This window comes from Streptomyces sp. NPDC046197 (genome assembly GCF_040646295.1).
Lineage (GTDB): Bacteria > Actinomycetota > Actinomycetes > Streptomycetales > Streptomycetaceae > Streptomyces.
The window spans coordinates 371,550-386,890 of record NZ_JBEYZY010000003.1 but is presented as its reverse complement, the minus strand read 5'-3'; the positions used below and the strand labels follow the sequence as shown (position 1 = coordinate 386,890).

Annotated in this window: 15 protein-coding genes and 1 riboswitch; of the genes, 9 read left to right on the top strand and 6 right to left on the bottom strand. The window is 72.9% G+C overall.

Annotation, left to right across the window (positions count from 1 at the left end):
* Positions 1 to 3 precede the first annotated feature (3 nt).
* On the bottom strand, positions 4 to 204 hold the full coding sequence (gene thiS / locus AB0A61_RS06890) for a sulfur carrier protein ThiS (protein WP_361287235.1): 201 nt from the start codon (positions 202 to 204) through the stop codon (positions 4 to 6).
* On the bottom strand, positions 201 to 1,367 hold the full coding sequence (thiO, locus tag AB0A61_RS06885; protein ID WP_361287232.1) for a glycine oxidase ThiO: 1,167 nt from the start codon (positions 1,365 to 1,367) through the stop codon (positions 201 to 203). Before thiO ends, thiS begins: the two co-directional genes overlap by 4 nt.
* A riboswitch (TPP riboswitch) is annotated at positions 1,365 to 1,476 on the bottom strand. (Overlaps the previous gene by 3 nt.)
* Before the next feature lie 53 nt (positions 1,477 to 1,529).
* On the opposite strand from thiO, the gene AB0A61_RS06880 reads away from it, so the two are divergent.
* The 6 genes from AB0A61_RS06880 (at position 1,530) to AB0A61_RS06855 (ending at position 6,980) form a co-directional block, all read left to right on the top strand.
* On the top strand, positions 1,530 to 1,880 hold the full coding sequence (locus AB0A61_RS06880; RefSeq protein WP_361287229.1) for a hypothetical protein: 351 nt from the start codon (positions 1,530 to 1,532) through the stop codon (positions 1,878 to 1,880).
* A 32-nt stretch (positions 1,881 to 1,912) separates the two neighbouring features.
* Positions 1,913 to 3,142: an FAD-dependent oxidoreductase gene (locus AB0A61_RS06875; protein ID WP_361287226.1), complete on the top strand. Its 1,230-nt coding sequence runs from the start codon at positions 1,913 to 1,915 to the stop codon at positions 3,140 to 3,142.
* Positions 3,143 to 3,229: 87 nt separating this feature from the next.
* Positions 3,230 to 3,595 carry an Rv2175c family DNA-binding protein gene (locus AB0A61_RS06870; protein ID WP_361287223.1) on the top strand — a complete coding sequence of 122 codons (366 nt, stop codon included), beginning with the start codon at positions 3,230 to 3,232 and terminating at the stop codon, positions 3,593 to 3,595.
* Between the two features lie 597 nt (positions 3,596 to 4,192).
* Positions 4,193 to 4,855 carry a thiamine phosphate synthase gene (gene thiE, locus AB0A61_RS06865; RefSeq protein ID WP_361287220.1) on the top strand — a complete coding sequence of 221 codons (663 nt, stop codon included), beginning with the start codon at positions 4,193 to 4,195 and terminating at the stop codon, positions 4,853 to 4,855.
* A gap of 143 nt (positions 4,856 to 4,998) precedes the next feature.
* Positions 4,999 to 5,922: a methylenetetrahydrofolate reductase [NAD(P)H] gene (gene metF, locus AB0A61_RS06860; protein WP_361287217.1), complete on the top strand. Its 924-nt coding sequence runs from the start codon at positions 4,999 to 5,001 to the stop codon at positions 5,920 to 5,922.
* A gap of 56 nt (positions 5,923 to 5,978) precedes the next feature.
* The gene (locus tag AB0A61_RS06855; protein WP_361287214.1) at positions 5,979 to 6,980 is read left to right on the top strand and encodes a hypothetical protein; all 1,002 of its coding nucleotides are present in this window, start codon (positions 5,979 to 5,981) and stop codon (positions 6,978 to 6,980) included.
* A 67-nt stretch (positions 6,981 to 7,047) separates the two neighbouring features.
* On the opposite strand, the gene AB0A61_RS06850 is transcribed toward AB0A61_RS06855, so the two are convergent.
* The 4 genes from AB0A61_RS06850 to AB0A61_RS06835 all read right to left on the bottom strand — a co-directional run bounded on the left by AB0A61_RS06850 (position 7,048) and on the right by AB0A61_RS06835 (position 12,779).
* Positions 7,048 to 8,565: an NAD(P)/FAD-dependent oxidoreductase gene (locus tag AB0A61_RS06850; protein ID WP_361287211.1), complete on the bottom strand. Its 1,518-nt coding sequence runs from the start codon at positions 8,563 to 8,565 to the stop codon at positions 7,048 to 7,050.
* Between the two features lie 470 nt (positions 8,566 to 9,035).
* Positions 9,036 to 9,665 carry a TetR/AcrR family transcriptional regulator gene (locus AB0A61_RS06845; protein WP_361287208.1) on the bottom strand — a complete coding sequence of 210 codons (630 nt, stop codon included), beginning with the start codon at positions 9,663 to 9,665 and terminating at the stop codon, positions 9,036 to 9,038.
* Between the two features lie 65 nt (positions 9,666 to 9,730).
* The gene (locus AB0A61_RS06840) at positions 9,731 to 11,815 is read right to left on the bottom strand and encodes a YhgE/Pip domain-containing protein (RefSeq protein ID WP_361287205.1); all 2,085 of its coding nucleotides are present in this window, start codon (positions 11,813 to 11,815) and stop codon (positions 9,731 to 9,733) included.
* A complete protein-coding gene (locus AB0A61_RS06835; protein WP_361287351.1) occupies positions 11,787 to 12,779 on the bottom strand; it encodes an ATP-binding cassette domain-containing protein in 993 nt (330 codons plus the stop codon). The genes AB0A61_RS06840 and AB0A61_RS06835 overlap by 29 nt, the downstream gene beginning before the upstream one ends.
* Before the next feature lie 234 nt (positions 12,780 to 13,013).
* Between AB0A61_RS06835 and AB0A61_RS06830 the strand changes: the two genes are divergently transcribed.
* From AB0A61_RS06830 to AB0A61_RS06820, 3 genes are all read left to right on the top strand, one after another.
* Positions 13,014 to 13,586 (top strand): SAV_6107 family HEPN domain-containing protein, encoded by a 573-nt coding sequence (locus AB0A61_RS06830; RefSeq protein ID WP_361287202.1) that lies wholly within the window; start codon positions 13,014 to 13,016, stop codon positions 13,584 to 13,586.
* Between the two features lie 309 nt (positions 13,587 to 13,895).
* Positions 13,896 to 14,666 carry a methyltransferase gene (locus AB0A61_RS06825; protein WP_361287199.1) on the top strand — a complete coding sequence of 257 codons (771 nt, stop codon included), beginning with the start codon at positions 13,896 to 13,898 and terminating at the stop codon, positions 14,664 to 14,666.
* Positions 14,667 to 14,943: 277 nt separating this feature from the next.
* Positions 14,944 to 15,333: a DUF3040 domain-containing protein gene (locus AB0A61_RS06820; RefSeq protein WP_361287196.1), complete on the top strand. Its 390-nt coding sequence runs from the start codon at positions 14,944 to 14,946 to the stop codon at positions 15,331 to 15,333.
* The last annotated feature ends 8 nt before the right edge of the window (positions 15,334 to 15,341 follow it).

Below are 15,341 nucleotides of genomic sequence, written 5' to 3'. Positions count from 1 at the left end.
GGGTCAGCCTCCTTGAACGGCGGTGAGCACTTCGACGCGGTCGCCCTCGGCCAGGGCCGTGGAGGACCACCGCGTCCGCGGGACGACGGTCTCGTTGAGGGCCGCGGCCACCCCGGAGGGCGCCGCGGTCAGCGTTTTCACGACGGTGTCGAGAGCCGTGCCGGGAGTGATCTCCCGGGGCTTCCCGTTGACGGAGATGTTCATACGGACTGCTCCAGGAGTGCGGCGGCACGAAACCGCGTGGGGACGAAGGGCCGGGCTTCCTCCGGCAGTTCGCCGGTGGTGAGGACGTGCGCCATCGCGTCACCGGTGACCGGGGTGAGCAGCACCCCGTTGCGGAAGTGCCCGGTGGCCAGCAGCAGCCCGTCAAGACCGGTCGGGCCGAGCAGCGGCGCGTTGTCGGGGGAGCCGGGACGCAGCCCGGCCTGCGTCTCCGTCAGCGGCAGCTCGGTGATTCCCGGCACCAGCTCGTGCGCGTCCCGCAGCAGCTCGTACACCCCGCCCGCGGTCACCGTGGTGTCCCATCCCAGTTCCTCGCTGGTCGCTCCGACGACCAGCTCGCCGTTGAGCCGCGGCACCAGGTAGACATGGCTGCCGCGCACCATGGCCCGTACCGTCCGGTTCAGCAACGGTGCGTACCGCTTCGGCACGGTCAACCGCACGACCTGTCCCTTCACCGGCCGCACCGGCGGCAGGACGTCGTCCGGCACACCCGCCAGCTGCCCGCTGAGGCTGCCGGCCGCGAGCACCACCTGGTCCGCGTGCAGTTCGGTGCCGTCACGCAGCACGCAGCCCGCGGCCCGGTCCCGGACCAGCGTGAGCCGCTCGGCCCAGGCGCGGCGGAAGACCACGCCCGCCCGCTCGCACGCGGTCACCAGCGCCCCCGCCAGGCGCCGCGGGTCGATCTGGTGGTCGCCGTCCACCCGCAGCCCGCCGCGCACACCGGGCGCGAGCATCGGCTCCAGGCGCCGGCAGTCACGCCCGGACAACCACTCCGAGTCCAGGCCCGACAGACGCTGCAGGGCGTGCAGTTCCCGCAGGTGGGCGCGGTCGTCGGCGTCCAGCGCGACGGCGAGCGTGCCGCACCGGCGGTAGCCGAGGTCGTGGCCGGTCAGCTCGGTCAGCTCGGCCGCGAAGTCCGGATAGCGGCGGGCCGAGGCCAGGTTCAGCCCGAGCAGGGTCTGCTCGCCGTAGTGGAGTTCGGTGACGGCGGCGAGCATCCCGGCCGCCACCTGCGCGGCCCCGCCGCCCGGCTCGGGATCCACCACGGCGGTGGCCAACCCGCGCTGGGCCGCGCGCCAGGCCGTCACCAGCCCGATGATTCCGCCCCCGATGACGAGGACGTCTGACGTACACGAAGACGACATGGGCGTCCAGCCCCTCCCTTCGCCGGCATGACCCGGATCAGGTTCGTACGGTCGGAGGCCGCCAGCCTCCCTCTCAGCCCGGTGCGTCCGGGCTCCCGCGAGTGCTTGTACGGTGGCCACCCTAGCCCGCAGAGCGTCGCCCCGGTAAGGGAGCCTTTCGTCATGCCCCGCTCGCTGGACGGTCTCGTGCTCGCTCCCGTCGCCGACCAGGCCCCGGGTCAGGTGGGCACGCGCACCCGGTTCACCTACCACGAGAAGGACGGGGTGATCTGGGCCGATTACGCGGGCGGCGACGTCGTACGCGGCCATCTGGTGGGTACCCGGGAAGGTGACCGCCTCGACTTCCGGTACGTGCAGCTGAGGCACGACGGGACGACGTCCTGCGGGCACTGTGTGTCCACGGTCGTCGAACTGCCCGACGGCCGGGTGCGGTTGGAGGAGACCTGGCGATGGGAGTCGCAGCCGGGCCACGGAACGAGCGTTGTGGAGCAGGTCACGCCGCACGCCCCATGACTGACTATTCGTCAGTTGTCTATGGTGATCAGGTGAGCGAGCAGAGGCAGGAACAGGGCACGTCACAGCCGCGGCGTGTGGTCGTCGTCGGTGCGGGCATGGCCGGGGTGCAGACCGCGGTCGCCCTGCGGGAGCAGGGCTTCACCGGCACCGTGACGCTGATCGGCGCCGAGCCCCACCAGCCGTACGACCGGCCGCCGCTGTCCAAGGCCGTGCTGCTCGGCAAGGCCGAGGGTTCCGCCTTCGACGTCGACTTCGAGGCGCTCGGCATCGAACTCCAACTGGGCCGCGAGGCGCTGGCCGTGCGCGCCGGGGCGTACGTGCTCGACACCTCCGCCGGTCCCGTGCCCTATGACGTCCTCGTCCTCGCGACCGGCGCCGAACCGATCCGGCTGCCGGGCGCCGAGGGCGTCCCCGGCGTGCATCTGCTGCGCACCCTGGACGACGCCGAGCGGCTGCGGCCGGTGCTGGCCCGGCAGCACGACATCGTGGTCGTCGGGGCCGGCTGGATCGGCGCCGAGTTCGCCACGGCCGCGCGCGAGGCGGGCTGTGCCGTCACGGTCGTGGAGGCCGCGGACCGCCCGCTTGCGGGGGCGCTGCCCGCCGAGGTGGCCGCCCCGATGGCCGCGTGGTACGCCGACAGCGGGGCCGAGCTGCACACGCACGCGCGCGTGGCGCGCGTCGAGCCGGCCGCGGTGGTGCTCGACGACGGCTCCCGGCTGCCCGCGGGTGCCGTGGTGGTCGGCATCGGCGCGCGTCCCGCGACGAGCTGGCTGGCCGGCTCCGGCATCGAGCTGGGCCGGTACGGCGAGGTGGTGGCCGACGACCACCTGCGCACCGGCCTGCCGGACGTGTACGCGGTCGGCGACTGCGCCTCCTTCCCGTCGCGGCGGTACGGCGAGCGCCTGCTGGTCCACCACTGGGACAACGCGCTGCAGGGGCCGCGCACGGTCGCGGCCAACATCATCGGTCAGACCCCCGCGGTCTACGACCCGGTGCCGTACTTCTGGTCCGAGCAGTTCGGCCGCTTTGTGCAGTACGCCGGCCACCACCCCGGCGCGGACACCACCGTCTGGCGTGGTGACCCCTCGACATCGGCCTGGACGGTCTGCTGGCTGCGCGAGGGCCGTCTGGTCGCGCTGCTGGCGGTGGGGCGGCCGCGGGACCTGGCGCAGGGCAGGCGCCTGATCGAGGCGGGGACGCCGATGGACCGGGACCTTCTGGCGGATCCGGGCCGGCCCCTGAAGGCGGCCACGGCGTAGCGTCTGCCGGGGCTGTGACGTGGGACGTTCTCCCACCTGGACGGGCCTGGCTTCCGAGTGTCAGTCCCAGATGGCACGCTTGATCCCGTGACCGAGATTGACGCAAAGATCGATGCTCTCGTCCCCGCCTGGCTCACGCTCCCCGACATCGCCGAACAGTTCGGCGTCGAGGTGACACGCGTGCGGCAGCTGGTCAAGGAGGGCCAGCTCATCGCCGTACGCCGTGGTGAGAACCGCGCGCTGCATGTTCCCGCCGATTTCATCGACGGGGACAAGGTCGTCAAGGGCCTGTCCGGCACCTTGACGTTGCTCAGGGACGACGGCTTCACGGTCGAAGAGATGATCGAGTGGCTCTTCACCCCCGACCCGACCCTGCCCGGCACTCCCGCGCAGGCGCTGCGCGAGAATCGCGGCACGGAGGTGAAGCGCCGCGCCCAGGCGCTCGCCGTCTGACCCACACGACCGTTCCGGCGTACGGGCCGCGGCCTACGCGGGCGGCGGCCCGGGGCGGGCATGGCTTGCTCCGGCCACGGCCTGGCCTGGCGTCCGGCTATGGCTTGGTTCGGCTGGGGCTTGATTCGGCTGGGGTCTGGTCTGGCTGGGGTCTGGTTCGGCTGGGGTTTGGTCCGGCTGCGGCCCGGTCTGGCTGGGGCTTGGTTCGGCTGCGGCCCGGTCTGGCCACGGTCTGGTCCGGCCACGGCGTGGTCTGGCCCCAGCCTGTTCCGGCGACGGGCCGGACCCGGCGGAACCGGCAGGTCGGCCCGAGTACGGTTCGCATGGGCCACCGGCCCTGCGCCAGGCCCGGCCCGGTCCAGACCATGGCTCGGTTCTGGACCACGGCTCGGTCCGGCCCCAGCCTGTTCCGCCCCCAGCCTGTTCCGGTCCCAGTGATCCGGCGACGGGCCGGACGGGCGGAGCCGGGAGCCAGGCCCCGGGTACGGTTCGCACGGACCCCCGGTCCCGGGCGGTCCCGGTCCGGCGGCCCGCCTCGCCGCCGCGGCCCGTACGCCACGACCCACCGCATCCACAACGACCACAACGGGGGACCGCATGTCCGACACCGCCGCAGCCACCGCCCGCGCCCAGCTGGCCGACGCCCGGCTCTACCTCTGCACGGACGCCCGCAGGCGGCAGGGCGACCTGCCCGAGTTCCTGGACGCGGTCCTGGCGGGCGGCGTCGACATCGTGCAGCTGCGCGACAAGGGCATGGAGGCGGGCGAGGAGCTGGCGCGGCTCGAGGTCTTCGCCGACGCCTGCGCCCGCCACGGCAAGCTCCTCGCGGTCAACGACCGCGCCGACGTCGCCCACGCGGCCGGCGCCGACGTCCTGCACCTCGGCCAGGGTGATCTGCCGGTTGCCGCGGCCCGCGCGATCCTCGGCGACGACATCCTGATCGGCCGCTCCACGCACGCCGAGTCCGAGGCCGCCGCTGCCGCCGTCCAGGAGGGCGTGGACTACTTCTGCACGGGCCCGTGCTGGCCCACTCCGACCAAGCCCGGCCGCCCCGCCCCCGGTCTCGGCCTGGTCCGGTACACCGCCTCCCTGGGCACCGAGCGGCCCTGGTTCGCCATCGGCGGCATCGGCCTGGACAACCTCGACGAGGTGCTGCGGGCCGGCGCCCGCCGTGTCGTGGTGGTCCGGGCGATCACCGAGGCGGACGACCCCGGCGCGGCCGCGGCGGAGCTCGCCAAACGGCTGCGGCAGGCAGCGTAGGCGTCTCATCTCCCGGACACGGGCCGCGCGCGCACCCGTCCAATTCAGGCCGCCCTGTCCGATGGGTGGACAACAGGCCGACAATTCGGGCAAATTTCCGGTGCCCGGTTGGGGGACCGCCGCCCCCTGGATAACCTGCGAGTATGGCCCTCGGAACCGCATCCACCAGGACTGATCGCGCACGCACCGTGCGCGACATGCTCGCCACCGGCAAGAGGACGTACTCGTTCGAGTTCTGGGCTCCCAAGACGGAAAAGGGTGAGCGCAACCTGTGGAACGCGCTGAGGAGGGTCGAGGCCGTCGCGCCGGACTTCGTGTCCGTGACGTACGGCGCCGGCGGCTCCACCCGCGCGGGCACGGTGAAGGCGACCGAGCAGATCGCCGCCGACACCACCCTCACGCCGGTCGCCCATCTCACCGCGGTCAACCACTCCATCGCCGAGCTGCGCAACATCATCGGCCAGTACGCCGACGCGGGGATCCGCAACATGCTCGCCGTGCGCGGAGACCCGCCCGGCGACCCCATGGGCGAATGGGTCCCGCACCCGCGGGGCCTGACGTACGCGGCCGAACTCGTCCGGCTCATCAAGGAGTCGGGCGACTTCTGCGTCGGTGTCGCCGCCTTCCCCGAAATGCACCCGCGCTCCTGCGACTGGGACACGGACGTCACGCACTTCGTCGACAAGTGCCGTGCGGGCGCCGACTACGCCATCACACAGATGTTCTTCGAAGCGGAGTCGTACCTTCGCCTCCGCGACCGGGTCGTCGACGCCGGCTGCGAGACCCCGGTCATCCCCGAGGTCATGCCGGTCACGAGCGTGAAGATGCTTCAGCGGCTGCCCCAGCTCAGCAACGCCTCCATCCCGGAGACTCTGAAAGAGCGGATCCTCACAGCGAAAGAGGACGCGGCGGCTGTACGCTCGATCGGGATCGAGTTCGCCACGGAGTTCTGCGCGCGGCTGCTGGCCGAGGGAGTGCCCGGACTGCACTTCATCACGCTCAACAACTCCACGGCGACCCTGGAAATCTACGAAAACCTGGGCCTGCACCACCCACCGCAGGCCTAGACCGGTCGCACCGCGATACGACACACTGCGTAGCGGCCACTGGGAGAGGGGCGTACATGGGCTGGACGGTCCTCTACATCGCGTTCGGCGTCGTCGCGCTGTGGCTGCTCGGCGAGGTGCTGCTGCAGTACAAGGCGAGGCTGCGCTGGCGGCTGCTCGCCTTCGTCGGATTCCTCGGCGTCGTGCTCGGCGTGCTGATGCCGTCCGTCATCGTCATCGGGCTGGGCGCGGCCGCCTTCGCGGTCGGACAGACCTACGTCACGCTCTCCTTCCGGCGCGGATTCGCGGCCGGCTGGGCGGTCAACCGGCCGGACGCCGCCGCCACCGGCGGTGGCAGCAAGCGCCACCGCGGCTCGGGCAACCGTCAGGAACCGGCCCTCGAGGTCTCCGACCTGGAGGCGGCCGAGGGCGGCCGGGTCGACGAGGAGCCCGCACGCGGGCGCGACAACGTGTCCTACGGACACGACGACTACGACCGCGACGACGTCTTCACCCCCGCCCGGCCCGTGCAGCCCACGGCCGCCGAGGCCACCGCCGTGTACGAGCCGCAGCCCCTGCCCGACGACACCGGCTCCTACGGCATATACGCCGACTCCGGCTACCGGACCGGCGCCAACTCCTCCTACGCGAGTGCGGGCCAGTCCCAGGACCAGTACGCGACCGCCGCCCAGGGCACCGACCAGAGCTACGCCTACGACTACTCCGGGTACGGGCAGCAGAGTTACGGCTACGACACCACCGGCCAGCAGCAGTACGCGGGCTACTCCGACCCGTACGCCGCCGGGCAGGGCTACGGCGGTGCGTCGTACGACACCACGTACGGCGGGCAGCAGGACTACGTCCAGCAGGGGTACGCCCAGGGCCAGTACCCCGCAACCGGCGGGTACGGCGGCGAGACCCCGGCCAGTGGCGTGTGGGTCCCCCAGCAGCGCACCGACGAGTCCTACGGCGGCGAACTCCCGCCGGAGCAGTCCTACCCGTACCAGGGCAACGGGCAGGGCCAGACGCAGCACCAGACGCAGCACGGCGCGGGCTTCGACGAGCAGTACCGTTTCTGAACCAGCAGTACCGTTTCTGGAGCCGGGCACTTCCCCCGCCGTGGGCGCCGTCGGCCCCGGTGGACGCTCACTGCGAACCCCGGAACTGGGGTCCCTCCACGATCAGTCCCGCGACCAGGGCGCCCGACATGCCGGCGTGCGGGAGGCCGCCGCCGGGGTGCGACCAGCCGCCGACGGTGAACAGGCCGGGCAGTCTCGTGACGTTCGACGGGTGCAGCAGGCGCCCCGCTGCCGCGGCGAGCGACGGCCCGGGAACGGCTCCGCCCTCCGCTCCGGTCACCTCCGCGATGTCGACCGGGGTCCTGACCTCGTGCCACAGCAGCCGGTCACGGAGTCCGGGCAGCGCCCGCCCGGCGGCGGTGATCAAGCGGTCGGCCTGCGCGTGCAGGGCCTCCTCTTCCGCTCCTTCCCGCCCGGACGTCAGTGCCGGAACCGTGGCCGTGAGCGTGACCGCCTCATGGTCCGCGTCCGGGGTGAGCGCCGGGTCGTCGGGACGCAGCACAGTGACCGTGGGGTCCGCCGGCAGCCCGGGTGCCGGGCCGAACAGCGCGTCCAGCTCTGCGGCGCGGTCCCCGGTGTGCACCACAGTGCGGTGCGCCGCCCCCTCGGGACGGCCACCGCGCAGCGCCAGCAGCACCGTCAGCCGGCTGAGCGCTCCCGGCTGCGGGGGCACCTCACCCTCGCCACGCAGCGCGGTGCCACGGGTGGCCCGCCCGAGGGCGCCGGGGCAGATCCCGGCGACCACGAACTCCGCCTCCGCCACCGTCCCGTCGGCGAGCTCCACTCCCGCCGCCCTGCCGTCCTTCTCCAGCACCCGCGTGACCTCGGCACCGAAGACGAACTCCACCCTGCGGGCCACGCACCGCTCGTACACCGCACGGGCCAACTCACGTAGGCCGCCACGGACGTACCAGGTGCCGAAGGCATGCTCCAGGTACGGCAGCACGGCCGCGCTCGCCGGGGCGGTCCGCGGATCGAGACCGTGGGCGAGGGCGTGGCTCTCCAGGAGCGCCGCGAGGCGCGGATCGCGCAGTTCCCAGGCACCGACCTCGGCGAGCGTGCCGGCCCGGCGGGTGCGCAGCAGGCGCTTGTGCGGCACCGCCGGATAGGGCTCGCGTTCGGCCAGCACCGGCCAGTTGGGCCACAGGGGCTCCTCCAGCAGCGGCCGGCGGGTGCGGTCCCAGGCCTCCCGCGCCCGCACCAGGAAGTCGCCCCAGCGCTGCCCGGCGCCCGCCCCGAGGGCCTCGTCCAGGGCCGCGACCACACCCGCGCGGGAGGCGTTCGGCAGCGACACCCGGGTGCCGTCCGCGAAGACGTGCGCCGACGACGGGTCGACCTGGACCAGCTCGACGCACTCCTCCAGCGGCTCCTTGCCGGTCTTGACGAACAGGTCGCGGTAGACCGCGGGCAGCGGGAGCAGCCCGGGGCCGGTGTCGAAGGCGAAGCCGTCCCGCTCGAAGCGGCGCACCGCTCCGCCGTACGTCTCCGTCCGCTCGTACACCGCCACCCGGTGGCCCGCGACGGCCAGCCGGGCAGCGGCCGCCATCGCGCCCGTGCCGGCGCCGATCACCGCAATCCGTGCCATGTCTGCGACTTTATCGATCCCCACCGACAATCCCGATCGCGGGGCTGCGACCTGTGGTTTCCCCATCCGGGCGCGGCGGGGACACCTCGTTTGCGCTCTTGACCCGGGGATGAGCGCGCAGGCCTGAGTATCCGTACCTAGTCGGTGAGATGAGTACGCGCGCGGATGGGGCCCGTCCGCGCGGACGAGAGAGTGGAGGCACGGGAAGGGGCACGGCGCCGGCACCGCCGACACGGGGCGGCGGAACGGCGTGGCCCTCGACCGCTCCTTCCGCCGGCCGGCGTCGGCGGGAGCGAGACACGGGGGGACCCGGGGGAACGACCGTACGGGGGCCCGACAGGGGAAAACCGGGGGAGTACCCGGGAGGCGCCGGTGCGCGGTGCCCTGCGGGGGCAGGGACACGGCGCACCGGCGCTTTCCGGTGCCCGGCCGCCGAAGGCGACCCGTGGCACGGCGGGACCGGCACCGGCTCAGCGGACGCCGCTCACCCGGCCCTGGAGCAGCCGGGACAGTGCCGCGTGCACATCGTCCAGGGAGCGCTCCGGCTGGAAGGACTTCCAGTCCAGCGCAGCCACCAGCACCATGCCGACCAGCGCGGCCGCGGTCAGCTGGATGTCGATCTCCGGACTGAACTCGCCGTTCTCCACGCCGTCCCGCAGCACGCCCTCGACGACCGCGACCGCCTGCTGCCGGACCACCATGAGCGTGGACTGCCAGGCCCGGTTGGTACGCCACAGCTCGGCCACGTACAGCTGGGTGAAGGCCGGGTAGCGGTCGATGAAGACGAGCCCGGCCCGGACCATCGCGTCCAGGGCGTCGACCTTGCTGCCGCCCTCCCGCGCGGTCCGCTCGCCGGCCTCCCTGAGGGAGGCGGTCAGCAGGCCCACACCGTGCCGCAGCAGCTCCTCGAAGAGGACGGACTTGCTCGCGAAGTTGTAGTAGACCGTGCCCTTGGCGACGCCGGCCCGCTCGGCGATCTCGTCGACCGTGGTGGCGGAGAAGCCCTGCTCGGCGATGAGCGTGACGGCCGCCTCGTAGAGCTTCTGCCGGGTGGCCTCGCGGCGGGTGCGGCCACCCGCCGTGGCGCTGCTGCTTTCCATGGCCCCGATTCTCACAGGAACGGGCTCCCCGCAGTGGGTGGAGGGGAGCGAGGGCACGGACGGGATCACAGACTCAGCTCCGGATGCAGCCGGTCCAGCGTCCACACCTGCCGACGGCGGGCCGACAGCGCGGTCAGTGCGAGGGCCGCCGCGGTGAAGCCGGAGAGCACCGCACAGGCCAGCCAGACCGGGCCGAGACCGCCGCCCGTGATGAGCCTCCTGAGGGCCTCGACGATGTAACTCATCGGCAGGAAGGGGTGGATGGCGTTGAAGAAGCCCGGACTGGTCTGCACGGGGTACGTACCGCCCGCCGACGTCAACTGCAGCATCAGCAGCGCGAGGACCAGGATGCGGCCCGCCGGCCCGAAGCGGGCGTTGAGCCACTGCACGATCGCCCCGAAGCACGCCGCCACCAGGAAGAGGAAGCCCATCGTGCCGGCGGCGCGGGTCATCTCCAGGCCGATCGCCCAGTGCAGCACCGCCATCAGGGCGGCCGTCTGCAGCACCCCGACCGCCGCCACCGGCAGCCAGCCCGCCAGTGCGATCCGCCAGGACGAGGCACCCGCGGCGAGGGCGCGCCGGTTCATCGGCGGGATGAGCATGTACGCCACCATGGCGCCCACCCACAGGGACAGCGGAATGAAGTACGGCGCGAAGCCGGTGCCGTAGTTGGGCGCGTGGTGCAGGTCCCGCGCCGCCAGCTGCACCGGGTCGGCCATGACGCCGGTGCGCTGGTCGCGGTCCTTCTTGCCGTAGTCGGGGATCTGCCGGGCGCCGTCGTGCAGCCCGCCGGCGAGCTTTCCGGAGCCGTCGACCAGCTTGAACATGCCGCCGTTGAGGTCCTGGGCACCCGTCTCCAGCGCGCCGACGCCGTCGTCGAGGTCCGCGGCGCCCTTCGTTGCCGTGCCGATCCCCGTGTGCAGCTTCTTCGCGCCCGCGGCGACGTCTCCCGCGCCCTTGTTCAGCTTGTTGATCTTCTTGACGGCGTCGTCGAGGTCCTCGGACAGGCGCGGTGCGCGGGCGGCGAGCGCCTCGGCCTGCGTCTGGAGGGTGCCGAGGTTCTTCTTGAGCGTTTTCAGATCGCCGTTCTGGTCCGCGATCAGCGTGTTCACGTCATCGGCGACGGTGGCCACGTCGGCCGCGGCCTGCTTGGCCTTCTTCAGGTCGGCGCAGGCGGTGTCGGGCAGCACCGGCTGCTCGCAGCGCCGGGCGTAGATGTCGTCCAGCGCGGCGGAGGCCAGGTGGGCGCCCTCGGCGGCGATCGGCGCGTTCTTGACCAGGGTGTCGAGGTTGTCGCGGACCGCCTTCGCCGAGTCGGCCACCAGCTGGGCGGTGTCCCCGATGCTCTTCTCGTTGTCCTTCACGAACGGGCCCGCCGTGCCCGCGACCCCGTTGACCCGGTCGGCCAGCGCCTGCGTGCCGTCGGCGACCTGCTGCGAGCCGTCCTCCAGGGTGCCCGCGCCGGTGTTGAGCTTATTCAGGCCCTTGGCCAGCTTGCCGCTGCCCTTCTTGGCCTCCGCCAGCCCGTCGGCGAGGTCCTTGGAGCCCTTCTCCGCCTTGCCGATGCCGCCCTTGAGCTGGTCGGCGCCGTCGGCGGCCTTGACCGTCTGGCCGTGGATGTCGGAGAACGAGATGAAGATCTTGTCCAGGAAGGACCGGGACGCCTTGGTGGACGCGGCGGTGCGCACCTCGTTGAAGACCGTCTTCGAGATCTGCCCGACGATGTAGTTGTTCGCGTCGTTGGTGCGGACCTGCAGGGCGCTGGTCTCCGGGGAGCCGCCCGCGCTGGAGGCGATCCGCCTGCTGAAGTCGGCGGGCATGGTCAGCGACAGGTAGTACGTGCCGTCCTCGACGCCCTTGCGGGCCTCCGCGGCGCTCACCCGGTGCCATTCGAAGACCTTGCTGTCCAGCAGCCCCTTGGTGAGGTCGTCGCCGGCCGTGATCCTTCTGCCGTCGGCGGTCGCGCCCCGGTCGTCGTTCACCAGCGCCACGGGGATGCGGTCCAGACGGCCGTACGGATCCCAGAAGGACCACAGGTACAGGGCGCCGTACAGCAGCGGCAGCACCAGCAGTGCGACCAGGGCGGCGCGCGGCAGCTTCCCCCTGCCGAAGCGCCTCAGCTCAAGCGCGGCCAGTCTCGGCGAGCGCATCGGCCGCCTCCTTCGCTTCGTCGTCTGCCTTCTTCAGGCGGGTGTCGTGACCTTCGGCGTTCGTGCCGGGGGCGTCGGCTGCGGCGTTCGTGCCGGGGGCGTCGGCTGCGGCGTTCGTGACGGGGTTGTCGCCCGGCACCTCCGCGTGGGGTGCGTCGCCTTCGGACTCCGTGCGGGGTGCGTCGCCTTCGGACTCCGCGCAGGGTGCGTCGCCCGTGGCCTCCGCACCGGGTTCGTCGCCGGCGGTGGTCTGCGTGCCGGCCTCGTCCCGGGCCCTCTTCTCGGCCGGTTCGTTCTGGGTGGTGTTCGGTTCGGGGGTTCTGGTGGACACCACCACCGCTCCCTCCGGCGCCTCGCTGCAGACCGCGACGACGGTCGTGCCCGACGCGGCGACGGACTTCAAGAGAGCCCAGATCCGGGCCCGTTCGGCGTCCGAGAGCTTGAAGTCGGCGTCGTCGACGGCGAGCAGCCGCGGGCGTGCCATGAGCGCCAGAGCGATGGACAGGCGCAACGTCTCCGTGCGCTCCAGGTCGCGCACGGCGGTGCGGGAGCCCTTGGGCAGGGCCGCCAGGTCGAGACCGGCGGCGCGCAGGGCCGTGTCGATCAGCAGCTTCCCCTCGGCTCTCCGCTCGGCACGCGGCCGCAGCAGCCCGCGCAGGGAGCTGCCGAACCTGCGCTGCAGCAGTGCCCGTTCGCGCAGGTGCTCCGCGACCGTCAGGGCCGGGTCGAGGTCGGTGACCCCGGCGACGTTGGCGAGCGCGCTGACCCGGCGCAGGGCGGACATCTGCCGGGGCGGTTTGAAGCCGCCCACATCGGCCACTCCCTCGGTGGGCCGCATCCGGCCGGTGAGCGCGAGCAGCAGGCACGTCCGGCCCGACCCGGACGGGCCCACCACCGCGATCAGCGAACCGGGCTCCGCATCGAGGCGGATGTCCCGGAACGCCCACCCGCGTGGCCCCCGCAGCCCGAAGTCGCGGGCCGTGACACCGAGGCCGGATGCCGGGTCGTGAGGGCTCTCCTGCGGGCCGTCCACGGCTTCCCCTCCCCCTGAATTTTTTTGAACTGACTGGTCAGTGCAAAAGCTACCGTGAACCTTCGATCGAAGCAAAAGGCCAGGTCAGAACGGATTGTCAGTGCCATACCTCACGATGGGCACATACGGCACCTGTGCCGTCACACAGACGACAGGAGGTTTGTCATGGCCAACTCCTCCGCAGCTGCCGCCCGTCGGCGCCGCGCCACCGGCCCTGCCCCCTCACTGACCGGCCCGGCGAGCGACGTGCACCCCGTGCTCCGCCGGGCCACGGCCCCGCCCGCCGCCCTCGAACTGCTCGCCCAGGCCCGTGCCGGACTCGACGAGGCCGCCGTCCTGGAGACGCCCAACGAGCGGTACGCCACGGCCCACCTCGCCGCCCTGCGCACCGCCGCCGCCGTACTCGCCGCCCGGGGGCGCCCGGAGACCACGCCCCGACGCCGGGCACGCATCAGGAGCGCCTGGGAAGTGCTACCCGAGATAGCGCCCGAACTCGCCGAGTGGAGCGCGCTGTTCGCCGCGGGTGCCCGGCGCCGCGCCCTTGCCGAGGCCGGCATCCAGGGCGCGGCCGGCCGCCGGGACGCCGACGACCTGATACGCGACGTGGCGATGTTCATCCGTCTCGTCGAGCGCATGCTGGTCCTCCAGCCGGTGCTGCCGCAGCCGCGTCGGGACGCGGGCGAGGCGGAGGCCTCCCGCTCGTCCGGCACTCCGCGCGACATGCCGGACGCGGGCTGAGAGGTCCGCGGCCGGGAAGCCACGCCGACGGGAGGCGGCCGGGTGCCGCGACGGGAGCCGGCCGGGATTTTGCGACGGCAGTCGGCCGAGTGCCGCGACGGGAGCCGGCCCAGTGCCGCACGAGTACCGTGACGGACGCGTGCGCAGGCGGGGCCCCGTGCCACGGCCGTGAGGCGAGGGGCAGGCCGGGCCCCGGAGGCAATAGGGTGGGGGGCGCCTGAAGCCTTCCCACTTCCGCAACCGGGCCGGGGAGGCAGCCCGATCGCTCCGCCGCGCAAGAGGCGGTGCCGCGCCGAGGAGTCAACTGCCGTGTCGGACCCGATGCGCCCCCGCGCTTCTCTCCGTACCGCCGTGGTCTGGGAGGTCCTCCAGGACGCCCTGGACCGCCGGGTCAAGGCCACGGGCCGGGAGTCACTGGACGTCCTCGACACCGGTGGCGGCAGCGGCAACTTCGCCGTGCCCGCCGCCCGCCTCGGCCACCGGGTCACCGTCGTCGACCCCAGCCCCAACGCCCTGTTCGCCCTGGAACGCCGGGCGGCCGAGGCCGGGGTGGCGGACCGGGTGCGGGGCGTGCAGGGCGACGCCCACGGGCTCTTCGACGTGGTCGAGCGCGGCGGCTACGACGTGGTGCTGTGCCACGGCGTACTGGAGTACGTGGACGACCCGGCCGAGGGCGTCCGCAACGCGGTGGCGGCCCTGCGCGCCGAGGGCGTCCTCAGCGTGCTCGCCGCCGGGCTCGGCGGCGCCGTGCTGGCGCGTGCCCTGGCCGGGCACTTCAAGGAGGCCAAGCAGGCCCTGGACGATCCCGACGGGCGCTGGGGCGCGGGCGACCCGATGCCGCGCCGCTTCACCGCCGAGCAGCTCACCGCGCTCGTCGAGGGCGCCGGTCTGCGGATCGGCGCGGTGCACGGCGTGCGGGTCTTCGCCGATCTGGTGCCCGGTGTACTGGTGGACACCGAGCCCGGCGCCCTCGACGCGCTGCTGAAGCTGGAGGCCGCGGCGGCCGAGCTCCCGGCGTTCCACTCCGTGGCCACACAGCTCCATGTCCTCGGCGAGACCCAGGGAGCCGCCGAGGCCTGAGCCGCCCTTCGGGGCGGCCCGTTGGCCGGCGTCCCGGCCGGGGATGGAGTGCGCCACAGGCCCCCCGGCCGGAGACTTTGCGCCGTATGATCGAGGGAGATGGCCCGGCATGACGGGCCGGCCGCCGGGGAATGGAAGCCTCAGCGACCGGGTCGGCCATGGCGGATCCGGTTGGCCAATTGGCGCAGAGGGGCGGGTTTCACGGGGGCGATTCCCTGCCTATCCTGAAGGGACCCCCCGGGTCGCCCCCCGGCGACTGCACGATGAGGAGGACTCCGTGCCGCTCTCGGAGCACGAGCAGCGCATGCTCGAGCAGATGGAGCGAGCGCTGTACGCCGAAGATCCCAAGTTCGCGTCGGCGCTTGAGGGAAGCGGGCTGCGTACGTACACCCGGCGGCGGGTCTACCAGGCGGTCGCGGGCTTCCTCGTGGGAATCGCGCTCCTCATGGCAGGTGTGATCGCCCAGCAGATCTGGGTGAGTGTGGTCGGCTTCCTCGTGATGCTGGGCTGTGCCGTGCTGGCCGTGACCGGCTGGCGCAAGGCCCCCAAGCCGGGTGAGCAGCCCGTCGGCGGCCCGCATGTTCGCCGTCAGGCCCGGCCGAAGCGGTCCGTGATGGACCGTATCGAGGAGCGCTGGCAGCGCCGCCGCGACGAACAGGGCCACTGACCCGCCGA